Consider the following 20537-nt stretch of genomic DNA (forward strand, 5'->3'; position numbering starts at 1 on the left):
TTAACTTTCCTTTCTCTTAATTTTAGTAATAAAGAAACCATCTGAATTATAATCTTGAGGTAGTAGCTGTAATGTTTTAGTTTCTTGATTTGTTCTTGGATCTATAAATGGTGCGAATTCAAATTCTGGATTTGCTTTTAAGAATGAATAAACAACATTTTCATTTTCCATTTGTTCGATTGTACAAGTTGAGTACACAAGTTCTCCATTAGGTGCGAGAGATTTACTCGCATTTTCAAGAATTTCTAATTGTAAGTGCCACAATGATTCAACATCCTTTGACGTCTTGTCATACTTAATTTCAGGCTTTCTTCTCATGACACCAAATCCACTACACGGTGCATCTACAAGGATGTAATCATATGTTTGATCAAAAGGCTGAGTGGCATCATGTACAGCTGCTGTTACATTTTTAAGTCTTAATTTTTTGATATTAAAATCAATTAAATCTATTTTATGTGGGTGAATGTCAAATGCATCAACATGACCAGTTTGATTCATCATTTCAGCGATATGACAAGTCTTACCACCTGGTGCACTACATGTATCTAACACTGTACTATTCGGTTTCGGATTCAAAATTTCTGCTACAAACATTGAACTCTTATCTTGTACAGATAATAAACCATCTTTAAATAATCTATCATTTACAATAGCTTCACCTTTAACATGTAAACATCTTTCTATGTCTTTATCTATTTCGACAGTATAACCATTACTTTGTAATCTTTCAACTGCATCTTCAACAGATATGCGTGTTGTATTCACTCTTACGGTTGTATCTGGCGGTGTTAAACTTAGTAAACACATTTCTCTTGTCTTTTCATATCCAAAATGTGTAATCCAATGTTTTGTTAACCATAAAGGTACACTACCCTCAATTGAAAGTTTTTTATCATCATGTTTGATTTCATCTAAAGTTCTTAATGGTGTAGACATGAAATTTCTAAGAATTGCATTGATTGCTTTACTATTGTGTAAATCACCGCGTACTTTAGCAATATTAACAGCTTCATTGATAATCGCGTGATTTGGAACTTTATCTAAATATACATATTGATATGCACTCATGATTAATAGACGTTTCATCCATCCTTTTAACTTGGTCTTAATAAAAGGCTCAATTAAATATTCTAAAGTGATTTTTCTTTGTAAAGTACCATATACAAGTTCTGTTAATAATCCAACATCTTTTTTAGATACAGCTTCGTTTTTTATCGCTTCATTAAGTTGTAGATTACTATATGCTTCACCTGTCAGTACATCATCTAGAATCGTTAATGCAACGTTTCTTACATTGTTTTTCATCATATTAATTTAGTCCCATCAATTTTTGATTGTAATCCGCTTAAATAATCTCGTGTTTGCACACGTTTTTTACCTGCTAATTGTATTTCAGTTAAAGCAACACCATCTTCACTACCTGTTGCTACTATAATAGCTGATTTAGTTGTTTCAACAATTTCTCCTGGATTACCTTTAACATTTCTTACAATTTCACTGCGCCACAATTTCATATTTTTATCATTCATTGTTGTATAAGCAACTGGCCAAGGTGATAACCCTCTTATATGGTTATGAATTGATTCAGCATCTTGTGTCCAGTCAATTCTTTCATCTTCTCTTGAAATATTAGAAGCAAAACTTACAAGTGATTCATCTTGAGGAATGCTATCATTTGTTCCATTAAAAATAGTAGGTAAAGTTCGTTTCAATAATGCTGTACCGAGTACTGCTAGTTGATCATGAACATCTCCTACTGTGTCGTTCTCTTTAATGTCGATTTCATCTTGGCTAATAATATTACCTGCATCTAATTTTTCTGCCATATACATAATTGTTACGCCTGTCTTTTTCTCACCATTCATAACTGCATAATGAATCGGAGCACCACCGCGATATTTAGGTAGCAATGAAGCATGTACATTAACTGCTTTATATTTTGGCGCATCTAATAATGATTTTGGTAATAGCTGCCCAAATGCTGCAGTAACGATTAAATCAGGTTGTAAATTAATAATCTCTTCTAATTCTGGTGAATGATTTAATTTTTCAGGTTGATATACTGGAATATTATGTTCAACTGCTACTTTTTTAACAGGAGGTGGTGTCAGTACTTTTTTTCTACCTACTGGACGATCAGGTTGAGTAACAACTGCAATCACTTCATGTTCTTCGATTAACATTTCAAGAATGCCTGTAGAAAAATCTGGTGTACCCATAAATACAATTTTACTCATCCTTATACATCTCCTCTAATTCTTCTTCACTAATTTCTCTCGTCATCTTATCCGTGAATAACTCACCATATAAATGATCTACTTCATGTAAAATAATTCGTGCAATATCATCATATGCAGTAAGTTCAACTTGATTACCATTTAAATCATTACTTTTCACGACAATCATTTTACTTCTGTTCACTTCTCCAAAGACACCAGGTACGCTGAGACAACCTTCTACATCAGCTTCAGTTTCTTCAGATTGAGAAACAATCGTTGGATTGATCAGCTGCAAAATACCTTCTTGCTCCATATCAACAATCGCAACTTTAAGATCAACGCCAATTTGAGGTGCAGCTATACCCACCCCATCATTTTCAAACATTGTATCCTCTAAATCAGCAATTAATGATTTTAAAGACTCATCAAAAGTCACAACATCTTTAACTTCTCTATTTAACATTGGATTTGGTACCGTAACAAGTGGTTTTACAGCCATATCTATCGCTCCTTTTTAAAAACTCATCGTATAATTATAACGTAAATCAATATAAAAAGCGACAGAGAAAATTCATCTACAGTCGCTTACATTGATTTGATAGAAAATTTTGCATAAACGAAGTAAAATCGAATTACCAATAAATAACAGAAAGGAGTCCTATATGAACGTATCCGACTACTATCAATATTTACTCGCACTTGAATCTCGGAAGACTTTAACGAAAGATGAGAGGAATAATCTTCTCACATATTACAACGGCAAAGAAGGAGAACGCTATTTCAAATCGTTTTTAAACACGATACCTAACATCAGCTATATTTACGATTTCGAATTCGGTAATCAACATCATGTCCAAATTGATTATTTAGTCGCAACAGACAATACACTTTTCTTATTTGAAATTAAACATTATAGAGACGAGTGGCATTTCGAACAAGATTACTTAAAAAGTAGTTACGGATTAACTACGAAATCCCCCATTAAACAAACAAAATTTATGAAATTCGAATTAGAAAAATTACTGTATCAAAATGGTATACATATAAATATTCAAACTTATATCATTTTTACAAATCCTCATTTTATCCCAGTTGGAACCTGGCCACATAATCAGAATATTATCTATTTCAATCAATTGAACCAAATCAAAGAAATCTTACAATCCCATTCATCAAAGTTTAACCCCGCACTATTAAACTTTTTATTACAACACAAGAAAATCCACTCGACTTATTATCAAAAAGAAATCACACCATACTTCGATCTCAGTTTAGCAGGTATAAAATGTCCAAGTTGTAGAAAAATGCACACAATCAAAATAATAGAAAATAAAATCTACTCTAACTGCATGTACTGTCACTCTAAGATTAAATGCGAAGAAATCGTCCTGTACAATTTGAAAGAAATCTATTATTTAAAAAGAGACGGCTTTACATTTGAAGAAGCCATCCAGTGGTGTTATCCGGTGAAAGAATATACGATTGGCCGTGTTTGTAACAAGTATTTCAAATCAGAGAAGAAAAGAAATAGAAAGTTTTTCCCTAAGTATATTAGTAGGGGGCTCGTTAATTGCACCTTTAGTCAAAAATGCTTTTAAAAGCATCAGTATTTGCACTTTGGGCTAGAACTGCTAATAACGGTATCAGTATTTGCACCTTTGGCCAGAACTGCTAATAACGGCATCAGTATTTGCACCTTTGGCCAGAACTGCTTTTAAAAGCGTCAGTATTTGAATAACAACCTATAATTTCATCTAGACACATACAAAAAACCCGTGAAGTTTTCACATTTCACGGGTTTCTTTCTATTTACATCATCATCTGCGGATTAATATCTATCTCTAGTGATAGTTTATCTTTCAAGTATTGCTCGTGATAATAATCATCCAGATATTGTAAGGCTGTTAATAAATCTGGTTCGTTCTTAAATTTAATTAATATTTGGAATCGATGTTTATTATTAATACGTGATAACGGGCTTGGTGATGGTCCTAATACAAAGGATTGTGTAGTAACGTGTTGCAACAATATGCCATGTATATGTTTGGATGCTTTTAATACTTTTTTAATATCTGTATGACTAATGGTCAAATTCACAAGATAGTAATATGGTGGGTACTTACCAATTTGTCTAAATTTCATTTCTTTTTGATAAAAGGACAGATAGTCATTACTTGTGACATCTAAGATAGCGTAATGATCCGGGTTATATGTTTGAATCATGACTTCGCCTTGTTTCTCGTGTCTACCTGCTCTACCTGCCACTTGAGTCAGTAATTGGAATGTCTTTTCACTCGATCTGAAATCTGGCAAGTTTAACATCGTATCTGCATTAAGTACGCCTACTAATGTAATATTTTCAAAGTCCAATCCTTTAGCAATCATTTGTGTTCCTAACAAAATATTTGCTTCTTGGTTTCCGAAAGCTGTTAATAATTTTTCGTGAGCACCTTTTTTCGAAGTTGTATCGACATCCATTCTAATGACTTTAGCGCGGTCGAATGTGTCGTATATAATTTCTTCGACTTTCTGCGTGCCAACACCCATTTGTCGTATATGTTCACTTTCACAACTTGGACATCTTTGAGGCATAGGTTCACTGTATCCACAATAATGACATTTTAAATCATCATGTGTTTTGTGATATGTAAGCGAGATATCACAATTTGGACATTGTGGCACATGCCCGCAATCTCTGCATAATACAAAAGATGAATGCCCTCTTCTATTTAAGAACAATACAATTTGTTCATCTTTATCAATGCGATCTTGAATGGCTTTTGTCAGGTCATTAGAGAACATCGAACGATTACCTTCTTGAAGTTCTTCCCTCATATCAATTAGTTCAATTTCAGGCATTTTCTGTTGATTCACACGTTCTGGCAATCCTAAATATTGATAAACATTTTTCTCTGCACGTGCAAATGTTTCAAGACTTGGTGTAGCTGATCCTAATACGACTGGGCATTTGTGATATTCACTTCTCCATATCGCGATTTCTCTTGCATGATATCTCGGATAATCTTCTTGCTTATACGTTGCTTCATGCTCTTCGTCAATTATAATAAGACCTAATTTTTCAAATGGTGCAAACACACTTGATCTCGCACCGACTGAAACACTTGCTTTACCATCTCTTATTTTTTGCCATTCATCATATTTTTCACCTTTAGATAAACCGGAATGTAATACAGCTACTTCATCACCAAAGCGCGCTTTAAATCGGTTAACCATTTGCGGTGTTAATGCAATTTCAGGCACAAGCATAATCGCCTGTTCGCCTTTTTTGAGTACATTCTCAATAGTTTGTAAATATACTTCTGTTTTTCCTGAACCCGTCACACCGTGTAAAAGAAACGTCTTCGATTCATTATTACGAACCGCTTCATCAATCTGTGTAAAAGCTTCATGTTGGGCTTCAGTTAATGCTTTATTATGTTCTTTTTCAAAAATACGATGCTCATACGGATCTCTATTCATGATGCCATCGTATTTTTCTAATATTTGATTTTTAACAAGCGTATTGATACTCGATTCTGAGAAGCCTTCTTCTTTTAATGTTCTGAGCATGACATCTTCTCGTCTATGCTCAATTAAATAGTTCATGACATCAAGTTGTTTTTCTTTTTTACTCAATGACATTAAAATCTCATCTAATCGATCTGTAGGTACGATTCTTACGCAAGTTACATATTTTCTTGTGAGTTGTTGACCTACGATTGTGTCTTTTATAATCGCATCATTTTCTACAAATTCTTCTAAAATAGAAACAATTTGAAGTTGTTGCGCTTGTTCAAATGTTAAAATACCTTCTTTATTAAAATGATTTAAATATTGTGCAGGAATCCCTTCTGAATCAGCAACACAATATACTTTCTGATATTTAGCTTTGACAGCACTCGGTAACATAATTTCTAAAGCAGAGATACGCTTTACTAAGTGAAAGTTAGACATCCATTCACTCAATTCAATGAGTTCCGCTGTTAGCTCTGGTTTAAAGTCTTTAACACGAATAATTGATTTTAATTTAGATTGATCAATGTCACTTGTTAATTCTTCACTTATGCCAATGACAAATCCTTGAATTTTACGTGGACCAAAAGGCACTTCAACTCTAACACCGACTTTGACGATATCTACAATATCTTGCGGAATTAAATAATCAAATATTTTGTCGACATTTTTAGCTGGAATATCTACGACTACATTTGCAATCAATCTTCCCACCTACTAGTAATTTCATTTAAAATTTTAATGGCAACTTTTTGTTTAGAAGTTTTAGCAATTGGTACTTTATCACCATTTGCAAAATACATATCTACTTCATTATCTGAAGATCTAAAGCCAATTGCCTCATTCGCGACGTGATTTGCGACGATGACGTCTGCATTTTTCTTTTTCAATTTACCCATCGCATATTCTTCAACATTATCCGTTTCAGCCGCAAATCCAACTAAATATTGCTTATCTTTATGTTCCCCTAAATATTTAAGGATATCTGTCGTTCTTTTAAATGTTAGCTGTAAGTCGCCATCTTTCTTTTTCATTTTATGTTCAGAAGTTTCAACTGGTGTATAATCAGCGACTGCTGCTGCTTTAATAATCATGTCCATATCATTCATACGCGATTTAACAGCTTGGAACATATCTTCAGCACTTGTTACTTGAACAAACTCTACGCCAACAGGTTGTGTTAAATTCGTTTCTCCACTTACTAACGTAACGTTCGCCCCTAAATCTCTTGCAGCCTCAGCTAATGCATAACCCATTTTTCCACTTGAACGATTTGTAAAATAGCGTACAGCATCTACTTTTTCAACTGTTGGTCCAGCAGTTACAAGTACGTTTTTACCTTTTAAAGCAAAAGTTTGTGGTTGTGCTTGTTCTTTAAAATAATCATCAATAATTGTCAAAATGGTAATCGGTTCTTCCATTCTACCTCTTGCAACATAACCACAAGCTAAAAAACCTTCCCCAGGCGCAATGAATTTATAACCATAATTTCTTAAACGAGACATATTTTCAACGGTAGAAGGATGTTCAAGCATATGAACATTCATTGCTGGTGCGATAAAAACAGGAGCAGTCGTAGCGAGTAATGTTGAAGTCACCATGTTATCTGCTAAGCCATTTGCTAATTTACTAATTGTATTAGCTGTTGCAGGTGCAACGATGACTGCATCAGCCCAGTCAGCTAACGTAATATGTTGAATTTCACTGACATCTTTTTCGTCAAAAGTATCTGTATAAACGTGATTGCGACTTATAGCTTGAAATGCCAATGGTGTCACAAATTGTTTCGCATGTTCAGTTAACATGACGCGCACTTGATAGCCGCTTTGTGTTAATTTGCTCGTTAAATCTATAGCTTTATAGGCAGCTATTCCCCCAGTTACAGCTAGAAGTATATTCTTCATTTGTGTAGTCCTCCGATTAATTCGATTCTTAAACTTTATACTTATTATACATTCTTTAAAAAAGACTGTCATGAATCTAAATTCCAATATACATATTCAATAAAAAGACCTTTCATGTATGGATTGGTCGTCCAAACATAAAAGGTCTTTCGTTAATTCAAATGATTAGTCTTCTAATTTAGCATATACTTTATGTGCTGCTATTTCTTCTAGTGCTTGACCTACATTTTTTAGTGAACGGTATTCATCTAATAATAAACTGTCAGGGTTTTCTTGTAGTTCACGTGCTCTCTTAGCTGCAGTTGTTACAACTAAATATTTAGAATTGATGCTGTCTTTTAATTCGTTTTGTGGTGGGTATAACATTATTTTTTTGCCTCCAATATCATTTTTCTGTAACGTGCTTCAACGCGTTCTCTTTTTAAGTGTTCAGCTTCTACGATGGCTTGAATACGCTCTTTCGCTAATTCAACTTCATCGTTTACAACAACATAATCGTAAAGGTTCATCATTTCAACTTCTTTACGTGCTTCAAGAATACGGTTCTGTATGATTTCATCTGATTCAGTTCCACGACCGACAAGTCTTTCTTTTAAATGCTCAAGACTCGGTGGTGCTAAGAAAATAAATAATGCTTCAGGAAATTTCTTTCTAACCTGTTTCGCACCTTCTACTTCAATTTCTAAAAATACATCATAACCGTTATCCATCGTATCTCTTACGTATTGTACTGGCGTACCATAGTAATTACCAACATACTCAGCATACTCTATAAATTGGTCATCAGCAATTAAAGCTTCAAATTCTTCTCTTGATTTAAAGAAATAATCTACGCCATCCGTTTCTCCTTCACGCATGTTTCGAGTAGTCATAGAGATAGAATATTTAAAATCCGTACTCGGATCATCAAATATTGATTTACGTACTGTTCCTTTACCAACTCCAGATGGGCCAGAGAGCACTATCAGTAACCCTTTTTCTATGTTCATGTCAAACGACCTTTCCTAATGAATACTTACGATTTATTATCATTTTGTTTTTTTATATCTTACCATATTTCAATTCTATATGGCTAGAGACGTTTAAAGATTAAACAGAATTATACTCATTTAATCTCTTACATGTTACAATAAATTGACTTTTGATAAAGGTGTGAATGCAAATGGCTTTTGATGGCTTATTTACTAGAAAAATCGTTGAAGATATACAATCGCTCGTAACTGGGCGAATTCATAAAATTACTGAACCGAGTAATGACACAATTATATTAACAATTCGAAGTGAACGAAAAAATAAACAATTACTATTATCAACACATGCAAATTTCAGTCGTTTTCACTTAACTGCTGAAAAATTTGATAATCCTTTCGATCCACCTATGTTTCTTAGAGTACTACGTAAACATTTAGATGGCGGTATTATTCAAAGTATTACACAAATTGGTAATGACCGATTAGTAGAAATCGATGTTCATTCTCGAGATGAAATTGGTGATTTACGAAAACGAACAATTGTATTAGAAATTATGGGTAGACATAGTAATATCATTTTAATTGATGGAGACCGTAAAATTATCGACGGCTTTAAACATCATACACCTAATACCAATACCGCTCGTACAATTATGCCAGGTTTCAAATATGAATATCCACCTACTGTTAAGAAATTAAATCCATTCGAAGTGGATGATATCAATAAATATATTGATTTTAATTCGGGTAAAATTGACCGACAGCTCCTTCAACAATTTGAAGGTTTTAGTCCACTTATAACGAAAGAAATTACATCAAGACGACCATTTATGAATCAAGAAACATTAGTAGAAGCTTTTAATGAAGTGATGGACGAAGTACAACAATCACCTAAACCTGTTATTTATAGTGATGATTCGACTGGAAAAGAAATTTTCTATTTTATGCCGTTACATTCATATGGGAATGACTATATGTCCTTTAATAGTTTACATGAATGTTTAGATAGATTTTATGAATCACGTGGTGAAAGAGAGCGTGTTAAACAACGTGCATTAGATTTAGTTAAGATTGTTGACCAACATCTTCAAAAAAATCGCCATAAACTAGAGAAATTAATTAATGAGCGAGAAGCGGCTCGTAACAAAGATGAGCAACAATTATTTGGAGAATTAATAACGGCAAATATGTATCAAATTAAACAAGGCGACAAATCGTTAGAAACTATTAATTATTATAACAATGAGCCTATTACGATACCTTTAAATCCAACAAAATCACCTTCAATGAATGCACAATATTATTACAAACAATATAACAGACTTAAGACACGTGAAATAGAATTAGATAAGCAAATCAAATTGACACAATCTAATATCTTATATTTCGAATCATTAGAACAACAACTTGCTCATATTTCTGTTGATGATATTGATGACATTAGAGAAGAATTAGAAGATCAAGGTTTTGTGAAGAAACGTAAAAATAAGAAAAAGAAAAATTCTAACAAAATTACGTTAACGACATTTATTTCTACAGATGGTCAAACGATTTTATTAGGTAAAAATAATAAACAAAACGATTACTTAACGCATCGTGTCGCAAGAAAAAATCAATTATGGTTCCATACGAAAGATATTCCAGGTTCACATGTTGTCATACAAGAAGATGAACCAACACAAAAAACAATCGAAGAAGCGGCAATGATTGCTGGGTATTATTCTAAAGCAAGTCAATCAGGTCAAATCCCTGTTGACTACACTGCTATAAAGAATGTCCATAAACCGAGTGGTGCTAAACCAGGATTTGTCACTTACGACAGTCAAACAACACTTTATGTCACGACTGATTATGACGACATTAAAAAATTACTTAAAAAATAACAAAAACTTTCATAACTTGATTGGCCAGAAATCATTTTCAAAGGCTGATAAGTTATGAAAGTTTTTCTATTATATATTGCATTTATGACTGTTGTTCAGGTAAAGCAAGTTGGAAGTTCACGCCAAATTTATCTTGAACCCACGCAAACTCTCTAAATGTTGGTGGTAATTCTGTTTTCGGCATGAGAATCGCGCCTCCAGATTTAAGTTTAGAATATAAATGTTCCATTTCCATTGCTGATTCACACGTTACATATAATGACATTGCAGGATTCATCTCAATTTCAACACCATTTGTTTGATCGATTCCCATAAATATTTGTCCATTTATTTTAAATATAGAATGTTGAACAGTCCCAGGTTCACCAGGTCCTTCTTCACCATACTTAACCATTGTTAAAATTTCACTATCTTTAAAAATAGACGTATAAAAATTAATCGCTTCTTCAGCTTCACCGTTAAACATTAAAAATGTCGTAATTTTTGGTATCATTGAATAAACACTCCATCAACAGATTTTAATCATTTTTTAAATCGTATATTATTTAGTATAATCTTATTAAGCTTTAAAGACAAAGGAGAGATTTTATGTCACTTTCATTATTGTTACCGATCGTTATTATGTTAGCCATCATCATTGTCGGATATATATTTATTAAACTATTTATGGATTAAAATACAACATAAAGAAATGCTTGGAACAATGTCCAAGCATTTCTTTTTTATTATATTTCAATTATTTACTTGCTACTAAATCTATTCCAAATAACCATGGAACCATGAACCATACAAATCCGACGATAATCACACAGCTGATTAAGTTTAACCAAAATCCGGCTGTCGCCATTTCTCGAATGGTTACTTTGTCTGTACCAAATACAATCGCATTTGGTGGAGTACCAACTGGTAACATAAATGCACAGTTTGCAGCCATTGCTGCTGGAATCATTAATGCTAGTGGATGAACATGAATACCAACTGCAATTGTAGCTAAAATTGGTAAGATCATTGTAGCCGTTGCAGTATTAGATGTAATTTCTGTTAAGAATAATACAAACAGCGTAACAATTCCTATAATTAAGATGATATTGACGCCATCTAATCCTGAAATTTGTTTACCCATCCATTTATCTAATCCACTTTCTGTAATGGCAGAAGCTACTGCTAAACCACCACCAAATAGTAATAAAATACCCCACGGTAAATCTTTAGCAATTGACCAATCAAGAATTCTAGCAAATTTGCGTCTTGCTGGAATTAAGAAAAGAATTACTGCTACGAACATTGAAATAGTGCCATCTTTAACTAATTCTGTAAAAGGTAATTGTGTTAATAAAAATTCTCTAGATACCCATAAAAATGCTGCTAAACAGAATAGTGTGAATACAACTTTTTCTTCATAAGTCGTCTTACCTAAAGACTTTAACTCTCTTGTGATAATTTCTCTTCCACCAGGAAGTTCTTTCATATCATGTTTAAATATTACGAAATTTAAATATGCCCAAGTTATTGCAAGTAAGATAATGACTGTAGGTACACCCATAACCATCCATTGACCAAAGCCAATTTCTTCTCCGAAAATCTTTTCGTATTGACCTTTCAAAATAATAAGTGGCGGTGTCCCAATTAAAGTACCCAATCCTCCGATAGTACCTGCATAACCGATACCGAGTACTAAAGATTTTTCAAACTGTGATAAATTGTGATTGTCATTGCCTTCAGCTGTTAATTCATTCGCTTCTTTAATAATTGCCATACCGATTGGAATCATGATCATTACGGCTGCTGTGTTTGAAACAAACATCGATAAAGCACCCGTTGCAATCATAAATCCTAATAAAATTCTACCTGTACTCGTACCAATACTTTTAATAATGACGAGTGCAATTCTAGTATGTAAATTCCATCTTTCCATCGCAATAGCAATAATGAAACCTCCTAAGAATAGGAATACAATATCATCTCCATATGCACTTGAAACGGTCGCGCTATCCATAATTCCGCCTAAAGGAAAAAGGAATAAAGGCATTAAGCTTGTTGCTGGAATAGGAATCGCTTCAGTAATCCACCATACAGCAATCCATAAAGTAGCTGCCATAACGTAGACACCATTTTGACTTAATCCATCTGCTTTAAAAAATAATAACACAACTAAAAATAGTAATGGTCCTAGTATTAATCCGATAAGTTGCGCAGTATTGTAAGCTTTTAATTCAGGATCTGGCTTATTTTGATTTTTCATTGCATCCGCAGAAAAGAATTTTAACATTTCTTTCGTACGTCCACTTTCTTTCCAAAGTTGATTCGTAAACTTATTGTCATGTTTATTCATAATTTTCGCCCCCTTTAAAAGTGTATACGTTTACATTTTAACAAAGGTTTTATGCAATTCATACAATTTTCTGAATATTCATGGTTATATATAAAAAAACTGCTGAAAAATTGAATATCAATTTTTTAGCAGTTTTTTTACTTTTCTTCATGTTGATCATCAAAGAATCCTTTTGCTTCTAATTCTTTTTTGATACTTTTGAATATATTTTTGTCGCCTAAATCATATCTTCTCTGTCTATTCACGTTTGTGTTATTTGAATAACCTGTACGTTCGTACATATTTTCGTCTCTTACTTCATAGTGATTAAAGTCAGGTTTCGCATTAGAATCTTTTTTAAGAAAATCATTAATATGTCCCCATTTTTTTATCTGCTCTTGTTCTTCTGCAGCAGATAATTTATGTTGGCTTTCCATAAAGACCCCCCTTATCTTGACTTTATTATAAAGTATCTTTCCAAGCTTTTAAAGTTTTTATATCTTTATTTTCGATATAACCTTCTTTTTCAGCTACTGAAATCAGTTCATCATAATTAGACAAAGTATAGAATGGAACATTGATTTCTTTGAAAGCTTCTTCTGCTTTGTTAATACCATATGTAAAGATTGCAAATACCCCTAATACTTCCGCGCCATCTTCAATTAAAGCTTCCACAGCATTAATTGATGAGCCACCTGTTGAAATTAAATCTTCAATTACAACTATTTTTTTCCCTTTGCTTAAAGCACCTTCGATTTGATTCCCTTTACCATGACCTTTGCTTTTAGATCTCACATAGCTCATCGGTAATTTTAGTTGATCCGCAACAAATGCTGCATGCGGAATACCTGCTGTTGCCGTACCAGAAATAATTTCAACATCTTGAGCATGTTCTTTAATCATTTGAATTAAACCTTGATAAATATTTTCTCTAATTTCAGGATATGCTAATGTCACTCTATTATCACAATAAATCGGTGATTTTATCCCTGAACTCCATGTATATGGATCCTCAGGTGAAAGTGTTACAGCTTTAATTTCTAATAATGATTGTGCAATATTTTGAGTCATATGAATTATCCTTCCCATCTTTGTAATATTTCGTGATATCTTGCTACTGGATCTTCATGTTGTGTAATTGAACGACCTACTACTATATGTGTTGAGCCTAATTTTTTAGCATCTTCTGGCGTTGTCACACGTTGTTGATCATGTGTCTTATCAGATTCTAAACGTATACCTGGTGTCACTTTCAAGAATGTTTCACCGATATGGTCTTGAATTAAAGTAGATTCTAATGGTGAACAAACGACACCATCAAGTCCTGCTTCATGTGCCATTTTCGCATAATGCACGACTGATTCATTGATGGATGATTGAATATTTTGTTCATCTTTCATTTGTTGTTCTGTAGTAGAAGTTAACTGAGTTACAGCTATTAACTTAGCATTAGGATTTGTCTCACGTAAGCCTTCAAGTCCAGCAGCCATCATGTTTTTACCACCTGCTGCATGCACATTGATTAAGTCGATATTGAGTTTACCTAATCCTTTTAATGCGCCTTTAACAGTGTTTGGAATGTCATGTAACTTTAAATCTAAAAAGATATCATGACCTCTTTGTTTAATTCGATTGATTGTATCAGGACCATTTTGCAAATAAAGTTCCATACCTACTTTTACAAATAGGGGTTCATTAAATAAATCTAAAAATTGATCAACTTCCTCTAGAGTTGCAAAGTCTAATGCAATTATTGGTGTATTCTTCATGTTATTTGACAACTCCTTGTTGGTTATAAGTTCTACCTTTAAGTTCTGTAATATGTTCAACGCCTAATTGGTCGAGTAATGTAGGTAATTCATCAATAATATCTTTACATACTGTTGGATTTTCAAAGTTTGCTGTTCCAACTGCTACTGCATCAGCACCAACTGAAATATAATCAATGACATCTTGAGCCGTTCTTACGCCACCCATTGCGATAATTGGAATATCAACATGTTGACTGACTTCATATACCATTCTTAATGCAACTGGCTTGATTGCTGGTCCGCTCAGTCCACCTATAACATTGCTTATGATTGGTTTTCCAGTCTTCGCATCGATTCTTAATCCTACTAAAGTGTTGATCATCGTTATACCATCAGCGTATTCTGCAATAGCTTTCGCCATTTCTACAATATTCGTTACATTAGGTGATAACTTTACATACACAGGCACTTCTGAAACAGCTTTTACTTTTCTCGTCAGTTCTTTAGCCACCTCAGGAACAGTACCGAATTGAATCCCACCTTCTTTAACATTTGGACATGAAATATTCAATTCTAGTGCATGAACATTTGATGCTTGTGAGATATGTTTTGCGACGTAAACATATTCTTCTTCAGTAGATCCTGCTACATTAGCAATAATGGGTACATCATATTGTTCAAGGTATTTCAACTCATGTTCCATAATATGGTGAACACCTGGATTTTGAAGGCCAATCGCATTAATCATACCGCTTGCCGTTTCAGCGACACGTGGTGCTTCATTACCGTATCTTGCAAATTGAGTTGCTGCTTTAATCATGATTGCGCCAAGTTCTGATAAATCATAAAACTGACTGAATTCTTTTCCGAAAGCAAAGCATCCACTTGCTGGCATGATTGGATTTTTCAAATTTAATCCTGGTAACGATACATTTAATCGACTCATATGATGACAGCTCCTTTTTCAAATACGGGACCGTCTGTACAAACTTTGACATAACCCGCTTCATTATCAGTATGGCATACACATGCGTAACAAGCACCGATGCCACAACCCATACGTTCTTCAAGTGAAATATAACCTTTCACATCACTTAATTGAAGTGTTAAAGCTTTCAACATCGCTTTTGGTCCACAGCTGTAAAAAATATCGAAGGGTGTGTCTAAATTTTCAATAACAGTTGTAACAAATCCTTTAGTACCAAGCGTTCCATCTGCAGTTGCAACATACGTATCACCTAGCGCACTAAATTCGTCTATATAAAATGCATCTTTAGCACTTTGAAAACCTAATACGTGAATTGTCTTTATACCTCTAGCATTGAGCTGTTTAGACAATTCGTACATTGGTGGCACGCCAATACCACCTCCAACTAGTAAGGCAGTATTTTGCGCTTCATCAACTGGGAATCCGTTCCCTAAAGGTGCAATCACATCAATTGGATCACCTTGTTTTAATTGTGAAATCAATTCTGTACCGTGTCCTTCTCTTCTAAAAAGCATTGTAAATATTTCTTCTTCACGGTTCACTTCACAAATTGAAATTGGTCTTCTCAACATATGTTCAGTTCCTGTACCAGCTTTAATATGAACAAACTGTCCAGGTTTTTTCATATTTTTCGTAAGATTTCCACGTACTTTTAATTCAAAAATAGCATCTGCTATTTGATTATTTGATACAACTGTCATTATCTCGGACATTATAATCCCCCCACTACATTTGTTCAGTTCTAAATGTCATACTTTCCACTACATCTGCTAAAGCATTTGCCGTATCGAGTGATGTTAAACATGGTATACCATTTTCTACTGATTCACGTCTAATTTGGAATCCGTCTCTTTCGTAGACTTTACCTTTTGTCATTGTGTTAACCACAAGTTGTACTTCACCTTTTTGTATTACAGATAGCAAGTCATGTTCGCCGCCTATTTTACCAACCGTATACACTGGGATGTCATGTTCTTTAAAGTATTGTGCCGTACCTTCTGTTGCAAAAATTCTATAACCAATCTCATGAAATCTATTAGCGATTGTTAATGCTTCAGCTTTATCTTTATCACTTACAGTAAATAATGCTGTACCTTGATCTTGTACTTTTAAACCACTTGCTGTTAAACCTTTATATAATGCTTTTTCTAAAGTACTGTCTTTACCCATTACTTCACCTGTCGATTTCATTTCAGGTCCTAATGTGATATCAACATTTTTAAGTTTATTAAAGCTGAATACTGGTGCTTTAACATATACACCTTCTTTATATGGCGCTAAACCACTTTTATATCCTTGTTCTTTCAAGGTGATGCCTGCAATTGCTTTAGTAGCAATCTTAGCCATTGGAATTTCAGTAATTTTACTTAAGAATGGTACAGTACGACTCGCTCTTGGGTTAACTTCCAGTACAAATACTTCTCCTTTAGAAAGTACAAACTGAATATTGATAAGTCCTACTATGTTTAAGCCTTTTGCCAATTTCGTTGTGTAATCAACTAGTAAATCAATTTCTGCATCCGTTAACGTTTGAGGTGGATAAACTGCAATTGAATCACCTGAATGGACACCCGCTCTTTCAATGTGTTCCATAATACCTGGGATGACAACAGTTTCACCATCTGAAATTGCGTCTACTTCAATTTCTTTACCTGTTAAATAACGGTCAATCAGTACTGGATGCTCTGGGCTTGCTTTAACTGCTTGTTCCATATAATTTCTCAATTCAGGTTCAGCATATACAATTTCCATCGCTCTTCCACCTAGTACATATGAAGGTCTTACAACAACGGGATAACCAATTTCATTTGCGTTATCTATCGCTTCTTGAACTGAAGTCGCTGTTTTACCTAATGGTTGTGGTACATCAATTTTTTGTAATAAAGCTTCAAATTCTTTTCTATCTTCAGCTCTGTTAAGATCTTCAAGCGTCGTACCTAATATTTGAATACCTTTTTGTGCAATTTTATCTGCTAAGTTGATTGCTGTTTGTCCACCAAATTGAACGACTACGCCTTTAGGTTGTTCGTGATTAATGATACTCATGACATCTTCTTCAGTCAGTGGTTCAAAGTATAACTTGTCAGATATTGAGAAGTCTGTTGAAACTGTTTCAGGGTTATTGTTAATAATGATTGCTTCATAACCCGCTTCTTGAATAGCCCATACAGCATGTACAGTAGCATAATCAAATTCCACACCTTGTCCAATTCTAATTGGACCTGATCCTAATACGATGATTTTTTCTTTTTCAGTGACTATAGATTCATTTTCTTCTTCATAAGTACCGTAGAAATATGGTGTTTCTGATTCGAATTCTGCCGCACATGTATCTACTGTTTTGTAAACTGGGTTAATACCATGTTCTTGTCTTAAATCATATATGTCTCGCTCTGATTGTTCCCATCTATGTGCAATGACTTTATCACTAAAGCCGTATTGTTTCGCCCATAATAATGCGTCTAAATCGCCTTTTTTCTCTTTTAAATCATGTTCAATATCGATGATGTGTTTGAATTTATTCAAGAAGAAATAATCAATTTGAGTTAATTCATGTATTCTTTCAAGTGATGTACCGCGTCTAATGGCTTCACCAATAAAGAATAATCTTTCATCATCTTGTGCTTTAATTCTCTCTTCAATAAAATCTAATTCAAATTCATCGCCATTTGGTAAACCTAAGTGATGCACACCATATTCTAATGAACGAATCGCTTTTAATAATGATTCTTCATACGTTCTACCTATTGCCATGACTTCCCCAGTTGCTTTCATTTGTGTACCGAGATGACGTTCGCCTTTTTCAAATTTATCAAAAGGAAATCTTGGTATTTTAGAAACAACATAGTCTAGTGCTGGTTCAAATGCTGCATAAGATGTGCCAGTTACAGGGTTTAACATTTCATCTAAAGTCATACCGATTGCTATTTTGGCAGCTAGCTTCGCAATTGGATAACCTGTTGCTTTTGAAGCTAATGCTGACGATCTTGATACACGAGGATTAACTTCTATTATGTAGTAATCTAGTGATTTTGGATCAAGTGCTAATTGTACGTTACATCCGCCTTCAATTTTTAAAGCACGAATAATTTTTAGAGATACATCTCTTAACATTTGATATTCTACGTCTGATAATGTTTGACTTGGTGCAACTACGATTGAGTCACCTGTATGAATGCCAACTGGATCGATGTTCTCCATGTTACAAACTACAATGGCATTATCATTTTTATCTCTCATCACTTCGTATTCAATTTCTTTGTAACCTGCGATGGATTTTTCTAATAAACATTGTGTAACTGGGCTATATTTCAAGCCATTTTGAACAACTTCTCTTAGTTCCTTTTCATCGTGACAAATTCCGCCACCAGTACCACCCATTGTAAAAGCAGGTCGCACAATTAGCGGGTAGCCAATTTCGTTCGCAAAATTTAAAGCACCTTCAATATCGTTCACGATATCACTTTCAGGTACTGGTTCATTTAATTCATTCATAAGTGTACGGAATAAATCTCTATCTTCAGCTTGTTCGATTGAAGAAAGTTGTGTACCTAATAAACGTACGTTATTTTCTTCTAATACACCATTTTCGTGTAATTCAATTGCCATGTTCAAACCAGTTTGTCCACCTAAAGTTGGTAACAATGCGTCTGGTTGTTCTTTACGAATAATGCGACTCACAAAGTCTAAAGTTAAAGGTTCAATATATACTGTATCTGCTATTTCAGTGTCCGTCATAATTGTTGCTGGATTAGAGTTTACGAGAATAACACGGTAACCTTCTTCTTTTAGTGCTAAGCATGCTTGAGTGCCTGCATAATCAAATTCTGCAGCTTGACCTATAATGATTGGGCCAGAACCAATTACTAAGATGGATTTTATATCAGTTTGTTTAGGCATTGATTGTACGCTCCTTCGCTTTATGTAATTTGATCATTTCAATAAATTCATCGAATAAATAGTTTGAATCGTGCGGTCCAGGTGATGCTTCTGGATGATATTGTACTGAAAATGCTGGATATTTTTTATGTCTTAATCCTTCAATTGATTTATCATTTAATGCGATATGTGTCACTTCTAAATCAGTTTGTGCAATAGACGCTTCATCAATTGCATAACCATGGTTTTGACTTGTTAAATCTACTTTTCCAGTTTGTAGATTTTGTACTGGATGATTGGCACCTCTATGACCAAATTTCATCTTATAAGACGTTGCACCTTGAGATAATGCAAACAATTGATGTCCTAAACAAATGCCGAAGAATGGTATTTTACCGACTAATTGTTCAATTGTTTGAATGGTTTCTTGTACACTTTCAGGATTCCCTGGTCCATTTGAAACCATTATGCCATCTGGTGAGATATTCAGTATTTCTTCAAATGAAGTTTGGTATGGTACGACTGTTACATCACATCCTCTTCTATTAAGTTCTCTCACGATATTTTCTTTTTTACCGTAATCAATTAATACAACTTTATAGCCATCACCAGTTGAAATGTATGGTCTAACTGATGAAACTTGTTCAACTTCGTCCGTTCTTAACGATTCAGTATTTAAGCGTTGAACGAGACTTTCTATTTCATCAGCATTATCAGTAAATCCAGCTTTAAGGACACCGAATTTTCTAATTTTACGTGTTAAACTTCTTGTATCAACACCTGAAATACCTGGTATATGATAGAATTTTAACGTTTCATCTAAAGACTTACTTGATCTAAAGTTACTTGGGTAATCACACGCTTCTCTCACGACAACACCATTTAAAGTTGGTGTTAATGATTCAAAGTCATCTCTGTTTATCCCGTAGTTACCAATAAGCGGGTAAGTAAATGTAATAATTTGTCCAGTATAAGATGGGTCTGAAATGGTTTCTTGATAACCTGTCATTGCTGTATTAAAAACAATTTCTCCAACTGTTAAATCATCTGAACCTAATGCATAACCTTTATATGTTGTTCCATCTTCTAATACTAAGTATCTTTTATTTTTCATC

General features: G+C 33.8%; 18 protein-coding genes. 2 read left to right on the top strand and 16 right to left on the bottom strand.

Annotated elements, in window-relative coordinates; genetic code table 11:
* Genes rsmB through def form a run of 3 tightly spaced genes read right to left on the bottom strand, consistent with a single transcriptional unit; the run spans position 1 to position 2721 of the window.
* Positions 1–1311 (bottom strand): 16S rRNA (cytosine(967)-C(5))-methyltransferase RsmB, encoded by a 1311-nt coding sequence (rsmB, locus tag CD035_RS11220; protein ID WP_080964697.1) that lies wholly within the window; start codon positions 1309–1311, stop codon positions 1–3.
* The gene (fmt, locus tag CD035_RS11225) at positions 1308–2240 is read right to left on the bottom strand and encodes a methionyl-tRNA formyltransferase (RefSeq protein ID WP_048542489.1); all 933 of its coding nucleotides are present in this window, start codon (positions 2238–2240) and stop codon (positions 1308–1310) included. The genes rsmB and fmt overlap by 4 nt, the downstream gene beginning before the upstream one ends.
* On the bottom strand, positions 2233–2721 hold the full coding sequence (def, locus tag CD035_RS11230; protein ID WP_048542488.1) for a peptide deformylase: 489 nt from the start codon (positions 2719–2721) through the stop codon (positions 2233–2235). The genes fmt and def overlap by 8 nt, the downstream gene beginning before the upstream one ends.
* A gap of 163 nt (positions 2722–2884) precedes the next feature.
* Here def and CD035_RS11235 point away from each other — a divergent pair, with 163 nt between their 5' ends.
* Positions 2885–3820, top strand: a complete 936-nt coding sequence (locus tag CD035_RS11235; protein WP_048542487.1) for a nuclease-related domain-containing protein — start codon at positions 2885–2887, stop codon at positions 3818–3820.
* Between the two features lie 211 nt (positions 3821–4031).
* Here the strand turns inward: CD035_RS11235 and priA are convergent, their stop codons facing one another.
* The 4 genes from priA to gmk form a co-directional block, all read right to left on the bottom strand.
* The gene (gene priA / locus CD035_RS11240; protein ID WP_048542486.1) at positions 4032–6440 is read right to left on the bottom strand and encodes a primosomal protein N'; all 2409 of its coding nucleotides are present in this window, start codon (positions 6438–6440) and stop codon (positions 4032–4034) included.
* Positions 6437–7639: a bifunctional phosphopantothenoylcysteine decarboxylase/phosphopantothenate--cysteine ligase CoaBC gene (gene coaBC / locus CD035_RS11245; RefSeq protein WP_048542482.1), complete on the bottom strand. Its 1203-nt coding sequence runs from the start codon at positions 7637–7639 to the stop codon at positions 6437–6439. Before coaBC ends, priA begins: the two co-directional genes overlap by 4 nt.
* A 165-nt stretch (positions 7640–7804) precedes the next feature.
* Positions 7805–8005, bottom strand: coding sequence for a DNA-directed RNA polymerase subunit omega (rpoZ, locus tag CD035_RS11250; RefSeq protein WP_048542480.1), 201 nt, complete (start codon positions 8003–8005; stop codon positions 7805–7807).
* Positions 8005–8628 (bottom strand): guanylate kinase, encoded by a 624-nt coding sequence (gene gmk / locus CD035_RS11255; protein ID WP_025904573.1) that lies wholly within the window; start codon positions 8626–8628, stop codon positions 8005–8007. Before gmk ends, rpoZ begins: the two co-directional genes overlap by 1 nt.
* Before the next feature lie 173 nt (positions 8629–8801).
* Between gmk and CD035_RS11260 the strand changes: the two genes are divergently transcribed.
* On the top strand, positions 8802–10493 hold the full coding sequence (locus tag CD035_RS11260; protein ID WP_048542478.1) for an Rqc2 family fibronectin-binding protein: 1692 nt from the start codon (positions 8802–8804) through the stop codon (positions 10491–10493).
* An 82-nt stretch (positions 10494–10575) separates the two neighbouring features.
* Here CD035_RS11260 and CD035_RS11265 read toward each other — a convergent pair whose 3' ends face one another.
* From CD035_RS11265 to CD035_RS11305, 9 genes are all read right to left on the bottom strand, one after another.
* The gene (locus tag CD035_RS11265) at positions 10576–10986 is read right to left on the bottom strand and encodes a VOC family protein (protein WP_048542477.1); all 411 of its coding nucleotides are present in this window, start codon (positions 10984–10986) and stop codon (positions 10576–10578) included.
* Between the two features lie 243 nt (positions 10987–11229).
* Complete coding sequence (locus CD035_RS11270) at positions 11230–12825, bottom strand: SLC13 family permease (RefSeq protein ID WP_171992071.1); 1596 nt, start codon at positions 12823–12825, stop codon at positions 11230–11232.
* Positions 12826–12962: 137 nt separating this feature from the next.
* On the bottom strand, positions 12963–13241 hold the full coding sequence (locus tag CD035_RS11275; RefSeq protein ID WP_048542476.1) for a hypothetical protein: 279 nt from the start codon (positions 13239–13241) through the stop codon (positions 12963–12965).
* Positions 13242–13266: 25 nt separating this feature from the next.
* Positions 13267–13875 carry an orotate phosphoribosyltransferase gene (gene pyrE / locus CD035_RS11280; RefSeq protein WP_048542475.1) on the bottom strand — a complete coding sequence of 203 codons (609 nt, stop codon included), beginning with the start codon at positions 13873–13875 and terminating at the stop codon, positions 13267–13269.
* 5 nt (positions 13876–13880) lie between these two features.
* Positions 13881–14573: an orotidine-5'-phosphate decarboxylase gene (gene pyrF, locus CD035_RS11285; protein WP_048542472.1), complete on the bottom strand. Its 693-nt coding sequence runs from the start codon at positions 14571–14573 to the stop codon at positions 13881–13883.
* Position 14574: 1 nt separating this feature from the next.
* Positions 14575–15501 carry a dihydroorotate dehydrogenase gene (locus CD035_RS11290; RefSeq protein ID WP_048542470.1) on the bottom strand — a complete coding sequence of 309 codons (927 nt, stop codon included), beginning with the start codon at positions 15499–15501 and terminating at the stop codon, positions 14575–14577.
* Positions 15498–16256 (bottom strand): dihydroorotate dehydrogenase electron transfer subunit, encoded by a 759-nt coding sequence (locus CD035_RS11295; protein WP_048542467.1) that lies wholly within the window; start codon positions 16254–16256, stop codon positions 15498–15500. Before CD035_RS11295 ends, CD035_RS11290 begins: the two co-directional genes overlap by 4 nt.
* Positions 16257–16269: 13 nt before the next feature.
* Positions 16270–19443 (bottom strand): carbamoyl-phosphate synthase large subunit, encoded by a 3174-nt coding sequence (gene carB, locus CD035_RS11300; protein ID WP_048542464.1) that lies wholly within the window; start codon positions 19441–19443, stop codon positions 16270–16272.
* Positions 19436–20536 carry a carbamoyl phosphate synthase small subunit gene (locus CD035_RS11305; protein WP_048542463.1) on the bottom strand — a complete coding sequence of 367 codons (1101 nt, stop codon included), beginning with the start codon at positions 20534–20536 and terminating at the stop codon, positions 19436–19438. Before CD035_RS11305 ends, carB begins: the two co-directional genes overlap by 8 nt.
* Between the last annotated feature and the right edge of the window lies 1 nt (position 20537).

The sequence above is a fragment of the Mammaliicoccus sciuri genome, from assembly GCF_002901825.1.
Lineage (GTDB): Bacteria > Bacillota > Bacilli > Staphylococcales > Staphylococcaceae > Mammaliicoccus > Mammaliicoccus sciuri.